Raw genomic sequence first — 24,042 nt, forward strand, 5'->3', positions numbered from 1 at the left:
CATGGAAACGTGGGTGCGGCCGATCGGCCGGGGCTGGGTGGTGCGGGCAGCGGTGCCGGGACCGGATGTCGACGAGTTCGCCGAACCGGAGTCGGTGACCGCGGCGCTCGCCGCGGCCGAGGGCGACACGTTGCTGGCCGCGCAACACCCGGCGCGCACTCCCGCCGCATTGGCATCGGGCCTGGACGTGGCGGCGGCGCTGCCGGACGCGCGGGCCACGCTCGACCGTCTGCTCGCCGGGCATTACCGGCCGGAAAGCGGGTTCGTCGCCGCCTACCGGATCGGCGACGCGATCGCGGGCGTGCTCTGCCTGGTCGATGTCCGGGAACTGACCTCGGGCGGCGCGCATGTCCGGCACACCGAGGAGGTCTACCCGGACGTGGTGGCCGAGCGCGCGGCTGTTCTCGCTGGTCTGGGCTGTGCGACGAGTGCGGCGCTGCTCGTCCCGGTCCGCGACGGGACGGAGCTGACGACGGCGGTGAAGGAAGCCGCGGTCGGCCTGCCTGACGTGTCCGCGGTGGACCGCGCGGGACTGGCGCACGAGCTGTGGGTGGTACGGCAGGGTCCGCTGCAAGACCGGTTGCTGGCGGCCGCGTCGGCGAGCGACCTGCTCGTGGCGGACGGGAATCACCGGGTCGCCGCCGCGGCCGCCAGCGGATGGCTGCTGGCGCTGGTCACGGCCGGTCCGCAGCTGGAGATCCACGCGATCGACCGGGTGCTCACCGGCGCTGGGTACTCCGCCGAACGGCTGTTCGCGGCCTGGCGGGCGGCCGGGCTGGAGGTGGCCTGGACCGAGGACCGGACCCGGCCGGAGTCGCCGGGCGCCGCCGTGGTCGTCGCCGGTCCGCGCACGATGCGCGTGGTGCTGCCCCGGACGGATCCGCTGGTGATCGATCACGAGGTGGTGGAGCAGGTGCTGCTCGGGGCCGCGCTCGGCCTGGATCCCGAAGGCCCGCAGGTGCGGCCGCTGCTGCCGGGTGGTCTGGTCCCGGACGACGCGGACGCGGTGGTGCGGCTGGCCCCGGTGCCGCTGGAGACAGTGCTGGCCGTGCACGCGGCGGGCCGGCGGATGCCGCGGAAGGCCACCTACTTCATGCCCAAGCCGCGGGGCGGGCTGGTGGTAGCGCAGTGGTGAAAATGGTGCAGGTCAGCACCTGGTCCGCCTAGGATCGCGGAGGTGGAGTTGCCGCTGTTGCCGCCGGTGCGGCCGATGCTCGCCAAAGCCGTGCACGAGGTGCCGCGCGAAGGCGGGTTCTGGTACGAGCCCAAGTGGGACGGTTTCCGCTGCGTGGTGTTCCGAGACGGCGACGAGGTCGAACTCGGTTCCCGCAACGACCGCCCGCTCACCCGCTACTTCCCGGAGCTGGTCCAGCTGCTCAAGGACGCGCTGCCGGACCGCTGCGTGGTCGACGGCGAGATCGTCCTGGTCACCCCGCGCGGCCTGGACTTCGACGCGCTGCAGCTGCGGCTGCATCCGGCCGCGAGCAGGGTCCGCAAGCTGGCCGAGGAAACCCCGGCGAGCTTCGTCGCGTTCGACCTGCTCGCGCTGGACGAGCAGGACCTCACGGCGAAGCCGTTCGCCGACCGGCGGCGCGCGCTGGAGTCGATTTTCGGTCCGGACGAGGGCGGGTTGCAGCGGGTGCACCTGACTCCGCTGACCACCGATCCGGACGTCGCGCAGGACTGGTTCACCCGGTTCGAAGGCGCGGGTTTCGACGGCGTGATGGCGAAGCCCGCCGATCTGCCGTACGAACAGGACAAGCGCGTGATGCTGAAGGTGAAACACGAACGCACCGCGGACTGCGTGGTCGCCGGTTTCCGGTGGCACAAGGACGGCAACGGCGTCGGTTCGCTGCTGCTCGGCCTGTACGACGACGCCGGCGCGCTGCACCACGTCGGCGTCGCCAGCAGTTTCACCGCGGCGCGGCGGCGCGAGCTGGTCGGGGAATTGGCTCCGTGGCGGGAAAACGCGCTGGACGGGCATCCGTGGCGCAGCTGGGCGGAATGGCAGGCCGACGCGGTCCGCCGGCCGGGCGCGAACAGCCGTTGGGCGCCCGACAAGGACCTGTCCTGGGAGCCGCTGCGCCCGGAGCAGGTCGCCGAAGTCCGTTACGAACACCTCCAGGGCGGCCGCTTCCGCCACGGCGGCCGGCTGGTCCGCTTCCGCCCGGACCGCACACCGGACTCGTGCACGTATGCGCAACTGGACGAAGCCCCGCCCACCGAACTGGCGGACCTGTTCGGGGAGGCCCGATGAGCGGCGTGACCCTGGAGCTGGACGGCGTCGAGCTGACGATCTCCAGCCCGGACAAGGTGTACTTCCCCGAACGGGGGGAGACGAAGCTCGACCTGGTCCGCTACTACCAGGCCGTGGCCGGCCCGCTGCTGGACCGGCTCGGCGGACGGCCGCTGCTGCTGGAGCGCTACCCGGACGGCGCCGGCGGCAAGTCCTGGTTCCAGAAACGGACGCCGAAGAACGCCCCGCCGTGGCTGACCACCGCGGTGGTGTCCACTCCGAACGGAACGACGAGCGACGCGTTGGTGGCGGCGGATCTGGCGCACATCCTGTGGGCCGTCAACCAGGGCTGCCTGGGCTTCCACGTCTGGCCGAACCGCGCGGCGTCGCTGGACATCGCCGACGAACTGCGGATCGACCTGGACCCCTCTCCCGGAATCGGATTCGGCGAACTGCGCACGGCGGCCTTGCTGGTCCGCGACTTGCTGACCGAACTGGGCATCGAGGTGCACGTCAAGACGTCCGGCTCGCGCGGCCTGCACCTGTACTCGATCCTGGAACCCCGCTGGGACGGCTACCAGGTCCGAGCCGCCGCGGTGGCGCTGGCGAGGGAACTCGAACGCCGCCACCCGGACCTCATCACCGCGCAGTGGTGGAAGGAAGAACGCGGCTCGCGCGTGTTCGTGGACTTCAACCAGAACGCGCCGCACAAGACTGTGTTCGGGGCTTGGTGCGTACGCCCGAGGACGGGCGGTCAGGTCTCGACGCCGATCGCGTGGCCGGAGCTGGACACCGTGGAGCCGGACACCCTGACCTTGTCGACGGTTCCGGCCTTGGTCGCGGAGCGAGGGGACCCGTGGGCCGGAGCGAACGACCGTCCGCAGTCGATCGAGCCGTTGCTGGAGATGTCGCGCAAGGACCTGGCCGGTGGCCTGATGGACGCGCCGTGGCCGCCGGTCTACCCGAAGATGCCGAACGAACCGCCGCGGGTGGCGCCCAGCAGGGCGAAGAAAGCGGACTGACCCACGCGCGGTCCGTGAAGGGACCCTTGAGGGAATCAGCGTCCCTGAACGGCCCCTTCGCGGACGTGGCGTCCGTGAAGGGGCCCTTCACGGACTTAGACTCCCTGAACGGTGCCTTTCACGGAATCAAAGTCCCTGAGGGGGCGCTTCCCGGCCCAACGGCAGATCGAACGCGAGCTGCTCCTCGCCGCGGCCGATCGCGCCCGCGCACCGAGGACAGGCTTCGACGCCGTCCGACTCCAGGTCGACCGCGGTCCACGTGCGGGATTCCCGCTCGCCGCACGCGGACCGTCGATAGCGCAGGTCTCCGGCCCGGGTCATCACATGCGCGACCGGACGCTCTTCCGGCAGCGCTCCGACCAGATACCACCGGGCGACAACAGCGACAGCCATGGAACTCGCCTCCAAAGAGGTCACTCCGAGCTACCCGGCCATCCTCACCCCGCGACCCCGGCGAATCCGCGCTTTTCCGCTCCGTCGGCGAGTCGTTGATCAATCCTGGTCGCAATAGCGAAGAAACCGGATCAATCCGCCGGCATCGTCTTCGTCGCCGTTCGTGACACATTCCGCGAGCTGTCGCTCCACCGTCGCGACATCCACCCCAGTTCCGATCGCCACGACGTCGCTGCGCCGTGACCCGCTCCACGACGACCGCTCCACCTGCACGAACGACCCCACCGCATGGACGCCGAACCGCGACCGGGCCCCCGCGACCCCGACGTCGACATACCCCTTGACCCGATACAGACCGGCCGCCCGATTCTCCAGAAACGCGAGAAATCGCCGAGGAGACAACGGCTGATCGGCCCGGAAGGAAACGCTCTCGAAACGCGCGTGCAGATGCTCGGAATGATCATGCTCGCGCAGATCGTCGAATGACATCTGCCCGGCGATCTCCCGCGGTCGCGGATCGAAGAACAACGACGGGTCCACCCGTCCGTGCTCGGTCACCAGCACCGGTACCCCGGGCGCGTGCTCGCCGACCGTCGCCTTGACCTGGTCCAGCCGATCGGCGCCGACCCGGTCGGCCTTGTTGAGGACCACCAGGTCGGCCACCCGCAGGTGCTCGGCCAGTTCCGGGTGCTGGGTCCGGGACTCCTCGAACTCGGCGGCGTCCACGACCTGGACGAGCCCGCCGTAGCGGATGTCGGGGTTCTCGCTCGCGATCATGAGCCGCAGCAGGTCGCGCGGTTCGGCGATGCCGCTGGCCTCGACGACGATCACGTCGATGCCCGCTTCGGGGCGGGAAAGCTTGCCGAGCATGGCGTCGAGCCCGCTCGCGTCCACGGCGCAGCACAGGCAGCCGTTGCCAACGGAGACCATCGTGTCGATCTGGCCGGCGACGGCGAGCGCGTCGATGTTGACGGCGCCGAAGTCGTTGACGACGACGCCGATCCGGGCTCCTTCGCGGTTGGCCAGCAGGTAGTTGAGCATCGTGCTCTTGCCGGAGCCCAGGAATCCCGCGACGAGCACGACCGGGACTCGCTGCTTGGCCACGCCTGGGTTCCGTTCTGCTTGGGGGCGTCGAGTTTACGGGCTGCCGCGGGCGGCGGGTCGGGCGGTGGGCGAGGCGGGGAGCGCTGGGGGGACAATGGGAAGATGATCACTGTCCTCGTCGCGTATGCCGGCAAGCACGGCGGTACGCGGGAGATCGCCGAGGTCGTCGGCGAGGAGCTGCGCGCCGAGGAGTTCGAGGTCGACGTGTGCGGCGCGGCAGACGTCGACGGGGTCGAGAAGTACGCCGCGGTGGTGGTCGGAAGCGCGCTCTACTACGCGCGGTGGCGGCCGGAGGCAGTGCGGTTTCTGGAGCGGAACGCGGATGCGCTGAGGGAGCGGCCGGTCTGGCTGTTCCACAGTGGACCGTGCGGGCCGGCCGCGAACCTCGTCCGGGTGAGCTTGCCGGCCAAGGTGACGTTGCTGGCCGCCGCGATCGACGCGGAGCGCACCGAGACGTTCGGCGGCCGGCTTGATCCGGCGACCGCGAGCGGGGTCCTGGAGAAGCTGATGGCGCGCGGCGAGCGGGCCGGCGACTTCCGGGACTGGGAGCGGATCCGCGCGTGGGCCCGGGACATCGGCCGGCGGGTGCGGTCCGGGGTCGCGATCTAGGGCGCGGATGCTCCCGCACCGGGTCAGAGGTCGATCGGCTCGAACAGGTGCGGGTACGACACGATGTCTTCGGGGGATTCGGCCGCCAGGCGCTGGAACTCCGGATCGCCGAACGCGGTGGCGAGCGCCTCGGCGGATTCCCAGACCGCGACGTTCATCAGGAGCCGGCTGCCCGCGGTTCCCCGGTGCATCCGCAGGGACACGAATCCCGGCTGGGCCCTCATGAACTCGGCCTGTCGCCGGAAAAGGGCCAGGAACGACTCGGTCTTCTCCGGCGGGACGACGAAGGTGTTGGCCAGGACGACCGGCCCGGCCTTCTCCTGGAACTGGGCGAAGATCGGGGTCTTCGGGTCGAGGCTCTGCAGCTGGGCCATGGTCAGTACTTCCCTTCGCGGTGGGTCAGCCGGCGTCGCGGCAGCTGACCAGTGCACTTTCTAGCACTGCTAGATGACGTAGCGACGCTATCACTGCTGCCGCTCGATTGTCTAGCGGTGCTAGATCCACGTGGTGGACCCAGCCGCGACTTCGGTGGCGGCTGAGGGAGCGTCGCGACGTCAGTCGGGCCGGCGGCTGCTGGCTCGGGCGAGCCCAAGGAATGACTCCCGGTCCGCACCGATTCCGGCACCGAGATTCGCCGCACGTGCGGCGGTCAGGGCAGCGTCGGCCTCTCCGGCGGCGCGGTGGTCGAGCTGGATGGTCGCGACGACCAGTCAGTCCGGCCGAAGCGTGCCGGTCGAATTCGCCGGATCGCCGGCCGCGAAACCTGCCGGTTAATCCGTTTTATCGGGCCCTGTCCGGGTCATCCGGAGTCCACATGCGACACTTGCTCCGCCGTCGCGGCAGGTGTAGACCAAGCCGGTGACGGAAAATGCTGCCGGGAGCAAGGAAAAGCGCAAGCTGACCGCGGATCAGCGGAATTCGTTCCTCGCCGCGTGGCTCGGCTGGAGCATGGACGCGTTCGACTACTTCCTCGTCGTCTTCGTGTTGTCCGACATCGCGAAAGATCATTCGTTCGGCGCGACCGCGACCCAGCTGGCGTTCATCACCACCGCGACGCTGGTGATGCGGCCGGTCGGCGCACTGGTGTTCGGACTGTGGGCGGACCGGTCCGGCAGGCGGATCCCGCTGATGGTCGACGTGCTGCTGTACTCGACGGCCGGCGTGCTCTGTGCGGTCGCGCCGAACTTCGGTGTGCTGCTGGTGCTGCGATTCGTCTACGGCATCGGCATGGGCGGCGAATGGGGGCTGGGCGCCGCGCTCGCGATGGAGAAGATTCCGGTGCAGCGGCGCGGTTTCTTCTCCGGGCTGCTGCAAGCGGGCTACTCCGCCGGCTACCTGCTGGCCGCGCTGGCGTACCTGCTGTTCCATACCGCGCTCGGGCTGGAGTGGCGGTGGATGTTCGTGCTGAGCATCTTCCCGGCGCTGATCAGCCTGCTGATCCGGGCGCGGGTCAAGGAATCCGAGGTGTGGGAGGCGGCGCAGGAGAAGATGCGGGTCACCCGCACCTCGGTCAAGGACGTGCTGTTCAACCCGAAAGTGCTGCGCCGCTTCGGGTACCTGGTGCTGCTGATGACCGCGTTCAACTGGATGAGCCACGGCACCCAGGACGTCTATCCGTCGTTCCTGAAGGCGACCGAGCACGGCGGGGCCGGACTGAGCGCGGCGACCAGCACCTGGATCGCCGTGCTGTACAACATCGGCGCGATCATCGGCGGGCTGGTCTTCGGGTCGCTGTCCGAACGCTTCGGCCGCCGGATCACGATTGTCGGTGCGGCCGTACTCGGGCTGCCGATCGTGCCGATCTTCGCGATCGATCACGGGGCCGGAATGCTGGCGCTCGGGTCGTTCCTGATGCAGATCATGGTGCAGGGCGCGTGGGGCGTCATCCCTGCGCATCTCACCGAGATGTCGCCGGACGCGATCCGCGGCTTCTTCCCTGGCGTGACCTACCAGCTCGGGAACCTGCTGGCCGCGCTGAACCTCCCGATCCAGCAGAGCATCGCGCAGTCGCAGGGCTATTCCGCCGCGCTGCTGTGGACGGTGATCCCGGTGCTCGCCGCGGTCGCGGTGCTGACCGCGCTGGGCAGGGAAGCGAAGTCGATCCAGTTCGGCGCGGAGAGCGCCACGACGGCGCCCGCCAGCACTGCCTGACTTTTCCCGGGTTCGTTCGTCGTTGGTTGCGTCCGACTGGGTCGGCGATATATCGTCGTCATGTCGGCGATAGAACAACGACGAATGAGGTGTGCGATGACGACGACCGCAGGCGGGGGACACGCGTTCCGGGGCTTCGGCGGGCCGGAACGGTTCGAGGGGAAGGGCATGCCGTTCGGATTCGGCCGGCCCGGCGGCGATCGCGGGGTGCCGGACGGGCATGCCGGAGGCCGGGACGAGCGCGCCGGGGCCGGGTATTGGCCTGGCGGCGGGAGAGGTCGGCATCCGGGCGGGCCGGGGGAAGGGCACGGGTGGCCCGGATTCGGCGCGGACGAGGGGCGCGGCGGACCGGATGCGAGGGGAAGCGCCGTGCGACAGGGGGAGCCGTTCCACGGCGCGGCTGGGCATGGCTGGCCGGGGGTGGCTGGGCTCGGCTGGCCCGGTGCGGCGGCTGGGCATGGGTGGCCTGGCGGTGATCTAGCTGGGCATGGTTGGCCGGGTGCGGCTGAGCACGGCTGGCCGGGTGGTGCGGCTGGGCATGGCTGGCCTGGCGGCGAGATGCCGGGCGGCCATGTGCGGCCAGGTCCGTTCGGCGGGTCTGGGCCGGGGTTCGGCTGGCCGGGTCCGCACGGTCATCCGGGGCATCCCCACGGCGGCCACGGCTGGCATCCAGGCCATCGAGGCCACCCCGGCGAGCACGCGGTGCCCTTCGACAGCGCGGACGACGAGGAAACCTGGGACAGCACGGTCTTCGAAGCTCACGGCGGCTTCCCGCCAGCGCCTCCCGGCCCTCCTGGCCCGCCCGAGCCGCCGGGTCGCCCTGGCCGCCCCGGTCCGCCGGGGATGCCCGGGTTCCCGGGCTTTCCGGGGTTCCCCGGATTCCCGGGCGGCCCCGGCGGGCCGGGCAGCTTCTTCGGCGGTCCGCCGCGCAGCGGACGCGGCCCGGCGCGGCCGGTGCGTCCGGCGGTGCTCGCGCTGCTCGCCGAGGAGCCCCGGCACGGCTACCAGTTGATGCAGGAGATCCGCCGGCGAACGAACGACGAGTGGCGGCCCAGCCCGGGTTCCATTTACCCGATTCTGCAGCAACTCGAGGACGAAGGTCTCGTCCGCACCGCCGAGGAGGGCGGGCGCCGGGTCGCGCATCTGACCGAAGCGGGACGCGAGCACGTCGCCGGGCGCGAGGAGGAGTTCGCGGCGTTGTGGGAGTCCGGCACGCGGACGGACGACCCGAGCGCGGACCGGTTCGGGGCGCTGTATCAGCAGATCGGCGAGTTGGCGGGCGCGGCGATGCAGGTCGCGCACACGGGCAGCGAGACCCAGGTCGCGGAGGCGCACAAGGTTCTGCGCGAGGCGCGACGCCGGCTGTACGGCCTGCTGGCCGAGGACGAATAACGGGAAACTGACCGCCGCGGTCGAGTCTATTGTGGACTCGGCCGCGGCGGCTGCCTCGGGACACAACCGGAAGTGGTCCGAGCGCGCGTGTCGGTTGTTGGACGCCGTCGCGGTGCGGCCTGTCCAATGCGGGCATGCGCGCATTCGTCCACTTGCACGTCCACACCGAGTATTCGATGTTGGACGGTGCGGCGAAGATCGGCCCGTTGTTCGCGGAGGCGGCCCGGTTGGGGATGCCTGCGGTGGGGATGACCGATCACGGGAACATGTACGGCGGGGACGAGTTTTACCAGACGTCGAAGAAGCACGGGATCAAGCCGATCATCGGGATCGAGGCGTATGTCGCGCCGGAGTCGCGGTTTCATAAGAAGCCGGTTTTCTGGGGGCAGGCGAATCAGCGGGGGTCGGACGAGTTCGGTGAGGGCGGGGACGTTTCGGGCGGTGGTGCGTATACGCACATGACGATGGTGGCGGGTGATGCGACGGGGTTGCGGAATCTGTTCAAGCTGTCGTCGTTGGCGTCGATTCAGGGGTATTACCGGAAGCCGCGGATGGACCGGGAGCTGATCGCGGAGAATGCGGCGGGGATTATCGCGACGACGGGGTGTCCGTCGGGCGAGGTGCAGACGCGGTTGCGGTTGGGGCAGCGGGAGGCGGCGATTCAGGCCGCGTCGGATTACAAGGATATTTTCGGGGCGGGGAATTTTTTCCTGGAGTTGATGGATCACGGGTTGCCGATCGAGCGGTCGGTGCGGGAGGGTTTGCTGGAGGTCGGGAAGCTGCTGGATTTGCCGTCGTTGGCGACGAATGATTCGCATTATGTGACGAAGGATCAGGCGGATACGCATTCGGCGTTGTTGTGTGTGCAGGCGGGGAAGACGCTGAATGATCCGACGCGGTTCAAGTTCGACGGGGATGGTTATTTCCTGAAGTCCGCGGAGGAGATGCGGGAGTACTGGGATCGGGAGGTTCCGGGGGCGGCGGACAACACGCTGTTGATCGCGGAGCGGGTCGAGTCGTATGAGGACGTGTACGCGCACAAGGACCGGATGCCGGTCTTCGACGTCCCGGAAGGCCACACCGAAGCCACCTGGCTGCAGCACGAAGTCATGGCCGGCCTCGCCGAGAGAATGCCGGACGGCGTTCCCAGCGAGTACCGTGATCGCGCTGAGTACGAACTCGGCGTCATCGTGGACAAAGGGTTTCCCGGCTACTTCTTGATCACCGCGGACCTGATCGCGCACGCTCGCACCTCGGGGATCCGGGTGGGGCCGGGGCGAGGGTCGGCAGCCGGGTCGCTGGTCGCCTACGCGCTGCGGATCACCAATCTCGACCCGATCCGGCACGGCCTGCTCTTCGAGCGGTTCCTGAACCCGGAGCGAGTGTCCATGCCGGACATCGACATGGACTTCGACGACCGCCGCCGCGGCGAGATGATCCGGTACGCCACCGACAAGTACGGCTCGGACCGGGTCGCCCAGGTCATCACGTTCGGCACGATCAAGACCAAGGCGGCGATCAAGGATTCCGCGAGAGTCCACTTCGGCCAGCCGGGGTATGCGATCGCGGACAAGATCTCGAAGGCGCTGCCGCCGCCGGTGGCGGCCAAGGACATTCCGTTGGCCGGCATCGTGGACGCCGGGCACGAGCGCTACGCCGAGGCGGCGGAAGTCCGGGCGCTGGTCGAGACCGACGACGAGTGCAAAACGATCTTCGACACCGCCCGCGGGCTGGAGGGCCTGATCCGCAACGCCGGCGTGCACGCCTGCGCGGTCATCATGTCCAGCGAACCGCTCGACGAAGTGATTCCGTTGTGGCGCAGGGACGACGGTTCGATCATCACCGGCTGGGACTACCCGTCCTGCGAGGCCATCGGCCTGCTGAAGATGGACTTCCTGGGCCTGCGCACCCTGACCGTCATCGGCGACGCGATCGACAACATCAACGTCAACCGCGGCGAGGACGTCGATCTGGACTTGCTGGCCACCGACGACGCGGAGACATTCGCGCTGCTGGTCCGGGGAGACAGCCTCGGGGTGTTCCAACTGGACGGCGGGGCGATGCGTGATCTGCTGCGCCGGATGCGTCCCACCGGGTTCGAAGACATCGTCGCGGTCAACGCGCTGTACCGGCCGGGTCCGATGGCGATGAACACGCACAACAACTACGCGGACCGCAAGAACCGGCGGCAGGCGGTCGATCCGATCCATCCGGAACTGGCCGGACCGCTGCGCGAAATCCTTGCCGAAACGCATGGCCTGGTGGTCTACCAGGAACAGATCATGCAGATCGCGCGGCAGGTCGCCGGGTACTCGATGGGCCGCGCGGACGTGCTCCGGCGGGCGATGGGCAAGAAGAAAAAAGAAGTACTGGAAAAGGAGTTCGAGGGCTTCCGGGACGGGATGGTCGCCAACGGTTTTTCCGCGGCGGCGGTGCGGGCATTGTGGGACACGATCCTGCCGTTCGCCGGCTACGCGTTCAACAAGTCGCACGCCGCCGGCTACGCGCTGGTCGGGTATTGGACCGCGTATCTCAAGGCGAACTACACCGCGGAGTACATGGCCGCGTTGCTGACGTCGGTGGGGGACAACAAGGACAAGTCGGCGATCTATCTGTCGGAGTGCCGTCGGCTGGGGATCAAGGTGCTGCCGCCGGATGTGAACGAGTCGGCGCTGCGGTTCGCGGCCGTCGGGAGCGACATCCGGTTCGGTCTGGGCGCGGTGCGCAATGTGGGCGCGAACGTGGTGGAGTCGATCATCAAGACGCGCGAGGAGAAGGGCAAGTATTCCTCGTTCACCGAGTTCCTGGACAAGTCGGAGCTGGTGGCGTGCAACAAGCGGGTGATCGAGTCGCTGATCAAGGCGGGTGCGTTCGACTCGATGGGGCACACCCGGCTGTCGATGATCCAGGTGCACGAGGACGCGGTGGAAGCTGTCGTGCAGCTCAAGCGCCAGGAAGCGATGGGACAATTCGATCTCTTCGGCGGCGACGAGCAACCGGCCTCGTCGCCGCTGGCGCATCTGAAGTTCGGTGCCGAGGAATGGCCGCGCAAACAGCTGCTGGCCCATGAGCGGGACATGCTCGGACTGTATGTCTCCGGCCATCCGCTCGACGGCGCGGAAGGAATTCTCCGCAGACACGCGCCCCGTCCGATCGCGGCGATCATCGACAACCCGCCGAAAGAAGGCGAACTGATCGTTTCCGGGTTGATCACCTCGCTGGAGCGGCGGGTCAACAAAAAGGGCGAGCCGTGGGCGATCTGCACGGTGGAGGACCTGGACGCGTCGCTGGAGGTGCTGTTCTTTCCCAAGTCGTACGCGTTGTGCTCGGCGGACCTGGTCGAGGACAACGCGGTGCTGGTGAAGGGCCGGGTCAACTGGCGGGAGGACAAGATGTCCGTCTTCGGCGCGGCGGTGGTGTCGCTGGATCTGACCGAACTCGGCGAAACGCCGCTGGTGCTGTACACGCGGGCAGAGAAGGTCACCTTGCCGATGGTGCTGGAACTGAAGCAGACATTGTTGGCGTACAAAGGAAAAACGCCGGTTCACGTGCAGGTGGGGGAACGCCGGTACGCGCTGGACGGGTACTCGGTTCAGGTCACGCCGGCGCTGCTGGGCGAGATCAAGACGATCCGGGGAATCGCGTTGACCTGACCGTCGCAGGGGTCCTATCCTCCGGGGACCGGCCAGTCCGGAATCTGATCACGGCTGCGGCTTCTGTCCGCGCCGGCCCTCCCTGCGCTGCAGCGAGCTTCTGACGACCCCCGTGACGACCTGAGAACGGAGTACCCCCATGCCTCTTGCCCGATTGACCACCGGCACCGAACGCGCGCTCCTGGAGAACGCGCTCGACCGCAACCGCGAAGCCCTGATCGCGACCGCGCGCGGCCTGTCCGAAGCCGACGCCCGCCGCCGGCTCGTCGGTTCGCTGACAACGCCGATTTCCCTGCTCAAACACGCCGCGGGAGCCGAACGGATCTGGTTTCAGCGCTTCTGGGCAGGCCTGGCCGAGGCCGACTGCGACGGGTACTCGAAGCGGGACGTGGGCACCTTCGCGGTCGCCGACGACGAAAGCCTGGCCGAGGTGATCGCCGAGTTCGAACGGGCCAGCCAGCGCTCGCGGGAGATCACTGCCCGGTTCGAACTGGACGACACCAAGGACATGCCCCGGGAAGGGACGGTCAGCATGCGCTGGACACTGCTCATGATGAGCGAGGAATTCGCCCGGCACGCCGGACACGGGGACATCCTCCGCGAGCAGATCGACGGCGTCCCGCACCCGAAGCGCTAAGGCCGCTTCATCGCCTCGCCCGGTCCGGGAAGTGCCCCTTGCCGGACTTGGATTCCGGCAAGGGGCCCCTCACTGACTAGCGCAACGCTAGCCCTTCAAGCCGTGCTCGATCGCCTCGATAATCCGCGGCCGCAGTTGCGCCACGCTGACGATCGCGTCCACCGACCCGACCTCCACCGCTCGCTGGATGCTGTGCACCCGGTCGAACTCGGCCGCGACCTCGCCCAGCTTCTCCGCCCGCACCGAAGTCTTCACCTCGGCCAGTTCCGCAGCACAGGCCGCCCGCTCCGCCCCGCTCAGTTCGCCGAGGCGCTTCTGCAAGCCGGCCACCCGCGGGTCGTTGGCGGTCCGCGTGTTCACGTCGCCCGCGAACACCACGGCCGCCGCCGGTGCGCCGCCCAGGACCGAGGCGAACGAGCCTTCCAGCGCCAGCACGGTCATGTTCGGGTTGAGCGCTTTCGAGAACACCACGAACGCGCCGCCGTGGTACCGCGAGATCACCGTGAACACGATCGGGCCTTCGAAGTTCACGATCGCGCGGCCGATCTCGGCCCCGTACTCCAGCTGCAGCTTCTTCATCGACTCCGGCGAGCCGTCGAACCCGGACAGGTTCGCCAGCACCACCAGCGGCCGGTTCCCGCTCGCGGTGTTGATCGCGCGCGCCGCCTTCTTGGACGACTTCGGGAACAGCGTGCCGGCGGTGAAGGTGTCCGGGCCGTCGGTGGGCGGGAAGCCGCGGCGGGGGACCGAACGCGACTCGATGCCCAGCAGGCACACCGGGTGGCCGCCGATGTGCACGTCCTGCACCGCGGCGGTGTCCGCGTCCGCCATGCCCGCCCAGCGTTCCAGCACCGGGTGGTCCTGGTCGGACAGAGCGCGCATCACCGTGCGGATGTCGAACGGCTTCTTCCGGTCCGGGTTGTGCTCGGCGGAGAAGATCTGGCCCACCGTGGTGAAATCGCTGCCGACGACGGCGTGCGGATAGTCCGACATGTCCCGGCCCGCCGGGTCGGTGGTCGCCGCCTGGCGCGGGCCTGCTTCGCCAGGCACCACATAGGTGTGCGCGTAGTGCGACATGAGCACGTCGCGCGCTCCGGCGAGGTTCGGCGCCCAGTACTGCGCCTGTCCGTTCGGCCCCATCACCCGGTCGTAGCCGCCGATGCCGAAGTTGTCCTCGGCGGACACGCCGCCGGAGAAGTCCAGCGACTGCTTGCCGGTCAGCACCATCGCCGAATCCGGCGTCATCACCAGGATGCCCTTGGTGTGCATGAGCATCGTCGCCTCGGCGTTCCAGTACGGCTGCGCGCCGACCGTGATGCCCGCGACCACGATGTTGATCTCGCCGCCGTCCTGGGTGAACTCGACGATCCGCTTCAGGGCGGACGCGACCCAGTCCATGTTCTCGGTGCCGGACTCCATCGAGATCCGCGCGCCGGACGACAGCGCGAACCACTCCACCGGCACGCGCAGCTCTTGTGCCAGGTTCAGCGCGGCGATCACCCGGGTGCATTCCGCTTCGGCGAGCGCGCCGAGCGACTTCGTCGGGTCGCCCATCAGCACGACCCGCCGCACGCCCTCCGGGACCAGTTCGGTCGGCGTGCTCACCACGCCTGCCACGATCCCGGCCTTGTTCTGCCCGCGCGGCCGGTCGACCGGCACCAGCGCGCCCGCGTCGTCCAGGTCGTGCTCCACGAAGGAACCGCCGCCGGCCAGCATTTCGGTCAGCTCGTACGGGTACACGGTGTCGCGCCGCGCGGCGCGCAGCACCTTCTGCCGATAGTCGTCCAGCGGCTGCACCGGCTCGGTCGACGGGGCCTCGACGGTCAGCCGGGTGCCCGCGCCGACCTCGTTGCGGATGGTCACCGCGATGTCGGTCAGCTCGCCGGTCTCCGCGTCGCGGCGGCGGGCGAGGAACTGGATCTCCTCCAGGCCAGCACCCGCGGTGGTCGGCAGGATCCGCCGGGCGAGCAGGTCCAGCTCGTCCATCGTCAGCTCGCTCGGCGGCCACACGTAGAGCACGATCCGGTTGGTGTCGAAGCGGTTCCGGGCCGGCCGCCGCGCCTGGGCGTTGCGGATCGCGTCGAGGCAGGCCACCAGGGTGTCCTCGGCGGAGGGCAGCGAAACCAGCCTGCCGTCGGCCTCGCGCAGCGGGGTGAGGTCGCGGATCTGCGCCATCGCGACCAGCCGCTCGTCGGCCGGGTTCGTCCGCGCGGTGCAGGTGAACAGGTACACCTCTTCGTCGGTCGAGGGCAGCCGGGTGAGGTCGAACTCCTGCAGCCGTTGCAGCTGCAGCCGCTCGGCGACGCGCGGGTGCAGCCCGCGGATCACCCGGTCCTCCACGAAGCCGGAACCGTTGCGGCGGAACGTGAAGTGGTGGTGCATGACCGCGCCGCCACCCCCGGCGACGGTGGTGGTGACCCGGGCGAGGTCGGCCGGCAGCGGTTGCGCGGCCACGATTTCGCCCAGCTGCTCGGCCATCGCGTCGATGTCCGGCTGGTCGGCCCACTTCACGTACACGTCGGCGACGACCGGCGCGTCCGCTCCGGCGGACAGCTCCGCCACCGCACGCATCGCGTCCGGCAGCTGCGGGAAGTCGACCGCCGTGGTCACCACGCGGGCCGGCTCGGCGTGCTCGGCGGTGACGAATCGGCAGCCGGCCGCTTCAGTGACGCGGACGTCGGTCAGCGGCCGGTTGCCGTAGTAGCGGCGGGTCAGCACTTCCAGCATCGGGGCCGGGTCCGCGCCCGGGCGGCCGATCCGCTGGCCGAGCAGCCGCACCAGCGGCTCGTTGCTCGCCACCATGCTGGCGATCCGCTCGGCTCGGTCCGGCGCGTCCGGGGTGCGGTCGAGGTAGCGCAGGTGGCCGCGGACCTCGGTGTACAGCTCGGCTCGCGCCCGGCGCAGCATCGGCTGCGCGAACCAGCGGAACACCACCGCGCGGGCCAGGTCGCTGACCGCCGGGAACCGCAGCTGAGTAGCGGCGATCAGGTGCTCCAGCGCCAGACCGGTCGCTTCGCGCACCTCGGCGGACGGCGGCGCCTCGGAGAGCCACTGGCGCAGCAGCGCGGACACGACCGCGCTGTCCGTCGAAGCCCGTTGCTGGGCAAGGAAGATCCGGAAGACCGCTTCTTCCAGCTCCGGTGTGCGCTCCAGGTCGCCGACGCCGTAGTGGCCGAGCACCCGGCGCAGCCGGCCCTGGAACTTCTCCGGCAGCCCGGCCCGCTCGACGTCGAGACTCTGCAGGTAGGAGTGGAAGTACTCGCGGGCGCTGTGCACCGGGCTGGCCGCGCTCAGGTCGTCCGCGGCCGGCTTGTTGCGGCTCAGCTCGGACAGGTCGGCGAACACTTCCAGCAGGGCCAGCTCCTCGGCCAGCGGCCGCGCCGGCAGTTCGGCGCGGGCGGAGAGGTATCCGTCGAGCAGCCGGTTCTGGTCGTGCGGGTCGACGTCGAAGCCGAGCAGAAGGCTCCGCAGGTCTTGGCAGCCGCGCGCGGCCAGGTCGGCGGCGCTGGTGCCGTCCGGCTCGACCGGCAGGTCGATCTCGGCGGTCTCGGCCTGCGCGGCGGTCTCGTCGGCGTCATCGGCCAGCGGCTCCAGGCGCAGCAGCGCCGCGCCGGTCTCCACCTGGCTGCCGATCGACACCGGCAGTTCCTTGACCCGGGCGCGGAACGGCGCCCGCAGCACCGTCTCCATCTTCATGCTTTCCAGCACGAGCACCGGCGCACCGGACTCGACCTCGTCGTCCACCGCGACCGGCGTGGCGACCACCAGCGCGGGCGCGGGGGAGCGGACGACGCCGCCCTCGTCCCGGCTGACCCGGTGCGTGACGCCGTCGACCTCGACCAGGTGGACCGGCCCGTGGGTGCCGGTGACCAGCCGGAACCGAGTGCCGTTGACGGTGATCTGGCCGCTGTGCGCGTCGAACCGCTCCAGCTCGACGTCGGCCGGGTGCACCTCGCCGCCGCCACTGACTCCGACGCGGAAGCGCTTCGGCCCGGTGCGCGCGACAGTGACCCGGTACGCCGCGCCGCGCAGCTTCAGGTCCAGCGGGCGGATCTCGTGGCGGACCTGCGGGCGGCCGCCGTGCGCGGTGGACAGCAGCCGTTGCCGCGCGGCTTCCTCGTCGTCCTCGTACGCCTCGATCGCCGCGGCGGCGACCGCGACCGCCGAGTGCTTGGTGGTGACGAGCCGGCCCTCGGCGCGGACCCGGTCGATCCAGCCGGTGTCCGCGCTGGCGTCGATCACCTCCGGCTGGTCGAGCAGGTCGAGCACGAAGCTCTTGTTGGTGGCGCCGCCTTCGATCAGCACCGAGGTCTCGGACATGGCCCGGCGCAGCCGCGCCAGCGCCTGGTCGCGGTCGCGGCCGTAGGCGATGATCTTGGCGATCATCGAGTCGAAGTCGGCCGGGATGGTGTCGCCCTCGCTGACCCCGGTGTCGACCCGGATGCCCGGGCCGGCCGGCAGCAGCAGCCGCGCGATGCGGCCCGGCGACGGCGCGAAATCGCGGTCCGGGTCTTCCGCGTTCAGCCGTGCCTCGACCGCGTGGCCCAGTTCGCCGGGCTGCTCGCCTTCGAGCTTGCCGCCAGACGCGACGTGCAGCTGCAGCCGCACCAGGTCGGTGCCGGTGGTGATCTCGGTGATCGGGTGCTCGACCTGGAGGCGGGTGTTCACTTCGAGGAACGCGAACAGCCGCTCGCCAGGGTGGTACAGGAACTCGACGGTGCACGCGCCGCGATAGCCGACCGCGACCGCGAGCCGCTCGGCGGACGTCTTCAGCTCCGCGGCCTGCTCCGGAGCGAGCACCGGCGAAGCGGACTCTTCGATGATCTTCTGGTTGCGCCGCTGGACCGAGCAGTCGCGGACGCCGAGCGCCCACGCGGTCTCGCCGTCGGAGATCACCTGGACCTCGACGTGCCGTGCGCCGGTGACCAGCCGCTCCAGGAACACGATGCCGCTGCCGAACGCGCGCAGCGCTTCCTGGCTGGTGCGCTCGTACGCCTCGGTGAGCTCGCCCGCCGACTCGACCTTCCGGATGCCGCGCCCGCCGCCGCCCGCGGTCGCCTTGAGCATGAGCGGGTAGCCGATCTTCTCGCCCGCGGCCAGCGCGTCTTCCAGCGTGGCGACCTCGCCGCCGCTCCACGGTGCGACCGGCACGCCGACCTCCTCGGCGATCAGCTTCGCGCCGATCTTGTCGCCGAGCTTGCGCATCGCGTCCGCGCTGGGACCGACGAAGGTGACGCCGACCTTGTCGCACAGCTCGGCGAACGCCGGGTCTTCGGCGACGAAGCCCCAGCCGACCCAGGCCGCGTCGGCCTCGGTTTCGACGAGCGCCTTCTCCAGCTTGGCGAGGTCGAGGTAAGGCCGCGCGGAGGCAGGGCCGAGGCGGTAGGCCACGTCGGCTTCGCGCACGAACGTCGCGGTGGCGTCCGCGTCGGTGTAGAGCGCGACCGTCTCGATCCGCTCCCCGGTCTCCGCGGACAGGTCCCGGACGGCGTGGATCAGCCGCATCGCGGCCTCCCCGCGGTTGACGATGGCGACACGACTGAACACGGACAAAGCCTCCAAGCGAACCTGACTGCACTGACGCGCAGCAGGCGACGTCCGCTTGCCCGGAACGCCGCCTGTCTCCGTCGTACACACTGCTCTCTTACCGGCGGGTACACCAATGTCGCGGATGGCGCATGCCGGGCCTGCCGGATTGTAGGAACCCGCCAAAAAGCGCTCGTGTCACGTCGTTCGGCGCGCGATTTCTCGCGAGGTATGCCACAAATCACGCCCGGTTGGCCAGGGGCGAGGGCAACTGGACCGGAAGACGTTTCCGGCGGGTTGAGCGGGGGTTACCGGATGTTCAGCGCCGGCCCGGCAGGTTCTCCTCGCGGTCCGTGAAGGGCCCCTTGAGGGAATCCAAGTCCCTCAAGGGGCCCTTCGCGGACAACTGGGCGGCGGCGGGCGTGCAGCGGGGCGGCCGAGCCAAGTGGGGAGCGGGGTGCCGGGCCAAGCGTGCACCGGGGCGGCTGTTGAGCGAGGCGATCGGCCGAACTTCGCGCGTCGGTGGGTACCGATCGGTGGGACTTGGCGCGGATCCGTCGTTCAGCCTGCCCAGTGCGTCTCCCGGCGCGCTCCGCCGCGGTGAGTCTCCCCAGGTCGAGGTGCCCGCGGCGGCTCCGGAACGCGATCTTGGCCCATGCCCGGCCGGTTGCCCGTTCCTGCTCCGGCTGCTGCCCTTCTGTAAGCAAGTGAGACGTAGATCTCCACCCTTAGAGTGAAACATGCCCGGCCGGGCAGCTTACGCTCTCACGGCGCGTTACTTATTGAGACACATTCACTTCGGTCCGGACAGGTTCGCGACCGGGTAACGAAGGAGGCGCCGTAGTGGGTACCGAGCCGCAGGTCGTCCGCGCCACGATCATTTTCGGGCTGCGCACGTTCGGGTCCGTCCCGCTGCCGGTGCGCGCCGATCTGGAATACGACCCGGTCGATCCGTTCGCGGTGTCCGTCGGCTACCACGCCGGCGGCAGTGTGGTGCGCTGGCTGTTCGGCCGCGACCTGCTCGGCGACGGACTGCTCGCCCCGGCAGGCGACGGCGACGTCCGGGTGCGGCCCGCCGCCGACGACAGCCGGGTGCTGGTCGAGCTGAACGCGCCGGACGGGTCCGCGGTGCTGGAGGCGCCGGCGAACGAGCTCGCCGACTTCCTCGACCGCACTTACGACGAGGTCCCGGTCGGCACCGAAGACAGCTGCTTCGACTTCGACGCGGAACTGGCGAAGCTCGCCCTTCGCGACTGAACCGGATCGCCTTCCCACCCGTGCCAAGGGGGAGGGAGGCATCGTGTTCTGGTTCGTAGTGCCCGGCGACATCGACGACCGCAGCGTGCCCAGCGGCGGCAACACCTACGACCGTCGCATGGCTGAGGAGCTGGCCGCCCGGCTGACCCCGGTCGACGGCAGCTGGCCGGATCCCGGCCCGGCCGCGCGGCAGCGGCTCGGCCAGGTGCTCGCCGAGATCCCCGACGGTTCGACGGTGCTGCTCGACGGTCTCGTCGCGTGCGGGGTGCCAGATGTCCTCGCGCCGCACGCCGCCCGGCTCGATATGGCGATTCTTGTCCACCTGCCGTTGGCCGACGAGACTGGCCTCGACCGACAGCGCGCGGCTGACCTTGGCGCTCGCGAGCGCAAGGCGCTCGACCTGGCTCGGCGCGTCATCGTCACCAGTCCAGCTGCCGCGCGCGCCCTCGAAGGCCGTGCCGCGCAGGCTGTCCCGCCCGGCACCGATCCCGCGCCGCCCGCGGCCGGGACGGACGGCAGGTCGCAGCTGATCTGCGTCGCCGCGGTGACTCCGCGCAAGGGACAAGACCTGCTGCTGACCGCACTGTCTCAAGTAGACGGTCTCGCCGTCGACTTCGTCGGCTCGCGCACCCGAAACCCGGCCTACGCCAACGGCTTGCCGAGGCATCCGCGAGCCCGGTTCACCGGCCCGCTCTCCGGTGCTGCGCTCGAAGCCGCCTATCACCGCGCGGACCTGCTGGTTTTGCCGTCGCACGCGGAGACCTACGGCATGGTCGTCACCGAAGCGCTCGCGCGCGGGATCCCGGTGCTGGCGGCGGAGGTAGGCGGGATCCCGGACGCGCTTGGCCGCGCGCCCGACGGCGAGTTGCCGGGGCTGCTGGTCCCGCCTGCCGACGCGGCGGCGCTCGTGACAGCGCTGCGGTCCTGGCGCGACGACCCAGACCTGCGGCGCCGGCTACGGGTTGCTGCCGCCGCGCGAGCGCGCACACTGGAGACTTGGCCCGCCGCGGCTGCGCGGCTGGGCGGCATCTTGGGGGTGCGTTGATGCGCTGGCTGCGTCTGCTGGCCGGGGCCGCGCTCATCGCGGCGCTGTGCTGGCGATTCGGCACTGACGCCTTCGTGGCCGGCCTGCGCGCCCTCGGTCCGGCTCCGATCTTCGTCGCGCTGACGATCGGGGCGGTGACGACGCTGGCGAGCGCGGCGCGGTGGCGCTTGGTCGCGGCCGGCCTCGGCCTGAGACTGCCGTTCCGCGAGGCGGTCGGCGACTACTACGGCGCGCAGTTCCTCAACGGAGTCCTGCCCGCGGGGGTGCTCGGCGACGTGCATCGAGCCGTGCAGCACGGTCGCCGGTCCGGTGACGTCGGGCGCGGCGTGCGCGCGGTCGTACTGGAACGCGTTGCCGGACAAGCGGTAGTGCTCGTCGCCGCACTGGCGGTGCTCGCTTTCCGGCCGGAACTGCTGCCGCGCCAAGTGGTGCTCTGCCTCGGGCTGGTCGCGGTCGCCGCGGTGGCCGTGGCGTCGGTGATGCGGCGGCGGTTGCGGCAGGTGTGGGCGGCGGACATTCGCTCCGGGCTGCTCGCCGCCTGGCCCGGCGTCGCCGGCTGGTCACTGTTCGCGGTGGCGGGGCATCTGACGCTGTTCGTGGTCGCCGCGCGGGCAGCGGGCGCGAGCGCACCGCTGAGCGTCCTGCTGCCGCTGCTGGTGCTCGCGTTGCTGGCGATGGGGCTGCCGCTGAATGTCGGCGGGTTCGGCCCGCGGGAGGGCGCGGCGGCGGTCTCCTTCGCGGCTGCCGGGCTGGGTGCGGAGCTGGGCGTGACGGTCTCGGTCGGCTACGGCGCGCTCGCCCTCGTGTCCACCTTGCCTGGTGGGGCGGTGCTGCTGCTGCGCCGGATGATCCCACGGCGAGAGGTGCCCAGCGGGCAGGTATCGTCCGGCTGGTGGCGAGGGATTTTCGAACAAAGTGGCGGCGATTCTCCGCGCTCCTTGTCCTTCCCGCGCTGGCCGCGTCGGCGTGCGCGGCTTCGGACGCCACCGGTGCCGGCGACGTCGTCCACACCGCCGCTGGCTCCGTGCGCGGCATCGTCAGCGCTGGGCACCGGCTCTTCCAAGGCATCCCGTACGCCGCCCCGCCAGTAGGCGAGCTGCGCTGGCAGCCGCCGGCCCCGGCTCAGCCGTGGACCGGGGAGCGTGACGCCACCCGGCCTGGGCCACATTGCCCGCAGGCGCTCGCGGACGCGTTGACCAGCGAAGACTGCCTCTATCTGAACGTTTGGACCCCGCCGGCCGGCGCCGTGAAGCGACCGGTGCTGGTGTGGCTGCACGGCGGCGCGTTCCTCACCGGCGGCGGCGACCGGTACCAGGCCGCCCGGCTCGTCGGCCACGGCGACGCGGTGGTGGTCACGCTCAACTACCGGCTCGGCGCGCTTGGCTTCCTCGCCGACCCGGCGCTGGGCCGCGAGCCCGGCAACTACGGCTTCCTGGACCAGCAGCAGGCGTTGCGCTGGGTGCGGGACAACATCGCCTCGTTCGGCGGCGACCCGGGCCAGGTGACCGTCGCGGGCGAGTCCGCGGGCGGGATTTCGGTGTGCGACCACCTGGTCGCGCCGGGTTCGCGGGGCCTGTTCCGGGCCGCGATCATCCAAAGTGGACCTTGCCAGGCGCAGACCACGTTGCCGGACGCGGAACGCAAGAGCGTCGCGTACTCGGCCGCGCAGGGCTGCACTGATCGGTCGACGGCCGCCGCGTGCCTGCGGGCGCTGCCGGTCGCGAAGCTGCTGACCGGACCTTCTTATGTGTCGGTGGCGGGCGTCGACCTGCCCGGTCCGGCGCTGGGCGGCTCGGTGCTGCCGGCCAAGACGGCCGCGGTCCCGGTACCGGTCCTTATCGGCACGACGCACGACGAGTTCACGTACTTCCTGGCGGAACAAGCGGCGACCGGATTTGTCGTCGACCAGCACAGTTATCCGCAGGCGCTCGCCCGGGTCTTCCCGGATCCGGCGGCCGTGGCCCGTGCGTATCCGCTGGATTCGTTTCACGGCAACGCTTCCCTCGCCTACGCGGCGGCCGTCACGGACTGGGCGTTCGCCTGCCCGGCCGCGCGGCTCGCCGGTTCGCTGCCCGCGGCGTCGACCTACGAGTTCGACGACCCGACGTCGCCGGCCGCCGCCCCGCGCTCGCCGTTCCCGCTCGGCGCGACACACGCGTCCGAACTGCCGTACCTGTTCGAGCTGGGCGATCGGCCACCCGCGCTGACGCCCGCGCAGCAGCGTCTCGCGGACCGGATGGCGGGCGACTGGATGTCGTTCGTCCGAGGCCGCCCGGCCGGCTCGGCGATCGCCTATCGGGCGGACGGCGCGCGGCCGCTGACCGGTTTCGCGGAGGATCATCGTTGCGGTTTCTGGGCTTCTCTACGCTGACCGGATGACCGTTCGCGCCGAAGACCTCGACGACGCTCTCGCCTGCGTGTCCGCCGCTCTCGAACCCGTCGTCGGCGGCGACTGGACGCGCCCGGCCGGAGACCTGGACTGGGACTGCCGCTACACCGCCGAACACCTCGGCGACACGCTCTTGTCCTATGCCGCGCAGGTGGCGAGCCGCCCCGCCGACCACTATGTGCGCTTCCTGGCGAAGGCGGACGCCGACGCCTCCGCCGGAGAACTGCTGGAGTTCGTCTTGACGGCCGGCCGGTTGCTGGCCCTGGCGGTCGGCGCCGGCCAGCCGGACGAACGCGCGTATCACCCGACCGGGCGGTCCGATCCCGCTGGCTTCGCGGCCATGGGGTGCGTGGAACTGCTGCTGCACGGCGACGACATCGCGCGTGGTCTCGGCACCGGAATCGACGCGCCGCGCGAGCTCTGCGCCCGCGTCGTCGAGCGGCTTTTCCCGGAACAGGAACCGATTCCCGACGGGTGGGACGCGCTGCGCTGGTGCGCGGGCCGGATCGAACTGCCCGGCCGGCCGCGGCGGACCGGCTGGAAATGGCAGGGCAGCCCGGAATCGGACCGAGTGGCGCCGCCGGCGTGACCGGTGCCACCGGTGCGCTCGACCGGCGGCGTCTCGCAG

At 70.3% G+C, this 24,042-nt stretch carries 18 protein-coding genes; 13 read left to right on the top strand and 5 right to left on the bottom strand.

What is annotated here, in order from left to right; all coding sequences use genetic code 11:
• Nucleotide 1 precedes the first annotated feature (1 nt).
• The 3 genes from AMYBE_RS0105870 to ligD are packed head-to-tail and all read left to right on the top strand — an operon-like array spanning nt 2 to nt 3,258.
• Nucleotides 2-1,135, top strand: coding sequence for a DUF1015 family protein (locus AMYBE_RS0105870; RefSeq protein ID WP_020658416.1), 1,134 nt, complete (start codon nt 2-4; stop codon nt 1,133-1,135).
• Between the two features lie 42 nt (nt 1,136-1,177).
• Nucleotides 1,178-2,257: an ATP-dependent DNA ligase gene (locus tag AMYBE_RS0105875; RefSeq protein ID WP_020658417.1), complete on the top strand. Its 1,080-nt coding sequence runs from the start codon at nt 1,178-1,180 to the stop codon at nt 2,255-2,257.
• Nucleotides 2,254-3,258, top strand: a complete 1,005-nt coding sequence (gene ligD, locus AMYBE_RS0105880) for a non-homologous end-joining DNA ligase (RefSeq protein ID WP_020658418.1) — start codon at nt 2,254-2,256, stop codon at nt 3,256-3,258. The genes AMYBE_RS0105875 and ligD overlap by 4 nt, the downstream gene beginning before the upstream one ends.
• Nucleotides 3,259-3,384: 126 nt before the next feature.
• Here the strand turns inward: ligD and AMYBE_RS0105885 are convergent, their stop codons facing one another.
• Together AMYBE_RS0105885 and AMYBE_RS0105890 are read right to left on the bottom strand one after the other, a co-directional pair.
• Nucleotides 3,385-3,651 (bottom strand): hypothetical protein, encoded by a 267-nt coding sequence (locus AMYBE_RS0105885; RefSeq protein ID WP_020658419.1) that lies wholly within the window; start codon nt 3,649-3,651, stop codon nt 3,385-3,387.
• A gap of 99 nt (nt 3,652-3,750) precedes the next feature.
• Nucleotides 3,751-4,755, bottom strand: coding sequence for a CobW family GTP-binding protein (locus tag AMYBE_RS0105890; RefSeq protein ID WP_020658420.1), 1,005 nt, complete (start codon nt 4,753-4,755; stop codon nt 3,751-3,753).
• 102 nt (nt 4,756-4,857) lie between these two features.
• Between AMYBE_RS0105890 and AMYBE_RS0105895 the strand changes: the two genes are divergently transcribed.
• Nucleotides 4,858-5,364 carry a flavodoxin domain-containing protein gene (locus AMYBE_RS0105895; RefSeq protein WP_020658421.1) on the top strand — a complete coding sequence of 169 codons (507 nt, stop codon included), beginning with the start codon at nt 4,858-4,860 and terminating at the stop codon, nt 5,362-5,364.
• Nucleotides 5,365-5,387: 23 nt separating this feature from the next.
• On the opposite strand, the gene AMYBE_RS0105900 is transcribed toward AMYBE_RS0105895, so the two are convergent.
• Nucleotides 5,388-5,738 carry an antibiotic biosynthesis monooxygenase family protein gene (locus tag AMYBE_RS0105900; protein ID WP_020658422.1) on the bottom strand — a complete coding sequence of 117 codons (351 nt, stop codon included), beginning with the start codon at nt 5,736-5,738 and terminating at the stop codon, nt 5,388-5,390.
• Between the two features lie 574 nt (nt 5,739-6,312).
• Here AMYBE_RS0105900 and AMYBE_RS0105905 point away from each other — a divergent pair.
• Nucleotides 6,313-7,515, top strand: a complete 1,203-nt coding sequence (locus tag AMYBE_RS0105905) for an MFS transporter (protein WP_245573365.1) — start codon at nt 6,313-6,315, stop codon at nt 7,513-7,515.
• 477 nt (nt 7,516-7,992) lie between these two features.
• Here AMYBE_RS0105905 and AMYBE_RS46020 read toward each other — a convergent pair whose 3' ends face one another.
• The gene (locus AMYBE_RS46020) at nt 7,993-8,277 is read right to left on the bottom strand and encodes a hypothetical protein (RefSeq protein WP_020658425.1); all 285 of its coding nucleotides are present in this window, start codon (nt 8,275-8,277) and stop codon (nt 7,993-7,995) included.
• An 81-nt stretch (nt 8,278-8,358) separates the two neighbouring features.
• Between AMYBE_RS46020 and AMYBE_RS45625 the strand changes: the two genes are divergently transcribed.
• The 3 genes from AMYBE_RS45625 (at nt 8,359) to AMYBE_RS0105930 (ending at nt 13,197) form a co-directional block, all read left to right on the top strand.
• Nucleotides 8,359-8,907: a PadR family transcriptional regulator gene (locus tag AMYBE_RS45625; RefSeq protein WP_020658426.1), complete on the top strand. Its 549-nt coding sequence runs from the start codon at nt 8,359-8,361 to the stop codon at nt 8,905-8,907.
• A 134-nt stretch (nt 8,908-9,041) separates the two neighbouring features.
• Complete coding sequence (dnaE, locus tag AMYBE_RS0105925) at nt 9,042-12,560, top strand: DNA polymerase III subunit alpha (protein ID WP_020658427.1); 3,519 nt, start codon at nt 9,042-9,044, stop codon at nt 12,558-12,560.
• Nucleotides 12,561-12,699: 139 nt separating this feature from the next.
• Nucleotides 12,700-13,197 (top strand): DinB family protein, encoded by a 498-nt coding sequence (locus AMYBE_RS0105930; RefSeq protein WP_027927407.1) that lies wholly within the window; start codon nt 12,700-12,702, stop codon nt 13,195-13,197.
• A gap of 87 nt (nt 13,198-13,284) precedes the next feature.
• On the opposite strand, the gene AMYBE_RS0105935 is transcribed toward AMYBE_RS0105930, so the two are convergent.
• The gene (locus AMYBE_RS0105935; protein ID WP_020658429.1) at nt 13,285-18,744 is read right to left on the bottom strand and encodes an ATP-binding protein; all 5,460 of its coding nucleotides are present in this window, start codon (nt 18,742-18,744) and stop codon (nt 13,285-13,287) included.
• Between the two features lie 822 nt (nt 18,745-19,566).
• On the opposite strand from AMYBE_RS0105935, the gene AMYBE_RS0105940 reads away from it, so the two are divergent.
• The 5 genes from AMYBE_RS0105940 to AMYBE_RS0105960 are packed head-to-tail and all read left to right on the top strand — an operon-like array spanning nt 19,567 to nt 24,003.
• Nucleotides 19,567-19,980 carry an SsgA family sporulation/cell division regulator gene (locus AMYBE_RS0105940; RefSeq protein WP_020658430.1) on the top strand — a complete coding sequence of 138 codons (414 nt, stop codon included), beginning with the start codon at nt 19,567-19,569 and terminating at the stop codon, nt 19,978-19,980.
• Nucleotides 19,981-20,023: 43 nt separating this feature from the next.
• Nucleotides 20,024-21,025, top strand: a complete 1,002-nt coding sequence (locus AMYBE_RS0105945) for a glycosyltransferase family 4 protein (protein ID WP_020658431.1) — start codon at nt 20,024-20,026, stop codon at nt 21,023-21,025.
• Nucleotides 21,025-22,116, top strand: a complete 1,092-nt coding sequence (locus AMYBE_RS46025; RefSeq protein ID WP_020658432.1) for a lysylphosphatidylglycerol synthase transmembrane domain-containing protein — start codon at nt 21,025-21,027, stop codon at nt 22,114-22,116. The genes AMYBE_RS0105945 and AMYBE_RS46025 overlap by 1 nt, the downstream gene beginning before the upstream one ends.
• The gene (locus AMYBE_RS0105955) at nt 22,050-23,396 is read left to right on the top strand and encodes a carboxylesterase/lipase family protein (protein ID WP_245573157.1); all 1,347 of its coding nucleotides are present in this window, start codon (nt 22,050-22,052) and stop codon (nt 23,394-23,396) included. The genes AMYBE_RS46025 and AMYBE_RS0105955 overlap by 67 nt, the downstream gene beginning before the upstream one ends.
• Before the next feature lie 4 nt (nt 23,397-23,400).
• Nucleotides 23,401-24,003: a maleylpyruvate isomerase N-terminal domain-containing protein gene (locus AMYBE_RS0105960; RefSeq protein ID WP_020658434.1), complete on the top strand. Its 603-nt coding sequence runs from the start codon at nt 23,401-23,403 to the stop codon at nt 24,001-24,003.
• The last annotated feature ends 39 nt before the right edge of the window (nt 24,004-24,042 follow it).

Origin of the sequence: Amycolatopsis benzoatilytica AK 16/65 (assembly GCF_000383915.1) — a bacterium.
GTDB lineage: Bacteria > Actinomycetota > Actinomycetes > Mycobacteriales > Pseudonocardiaceae > Amycolatopsis > Amycolatopsis benzoatilytica.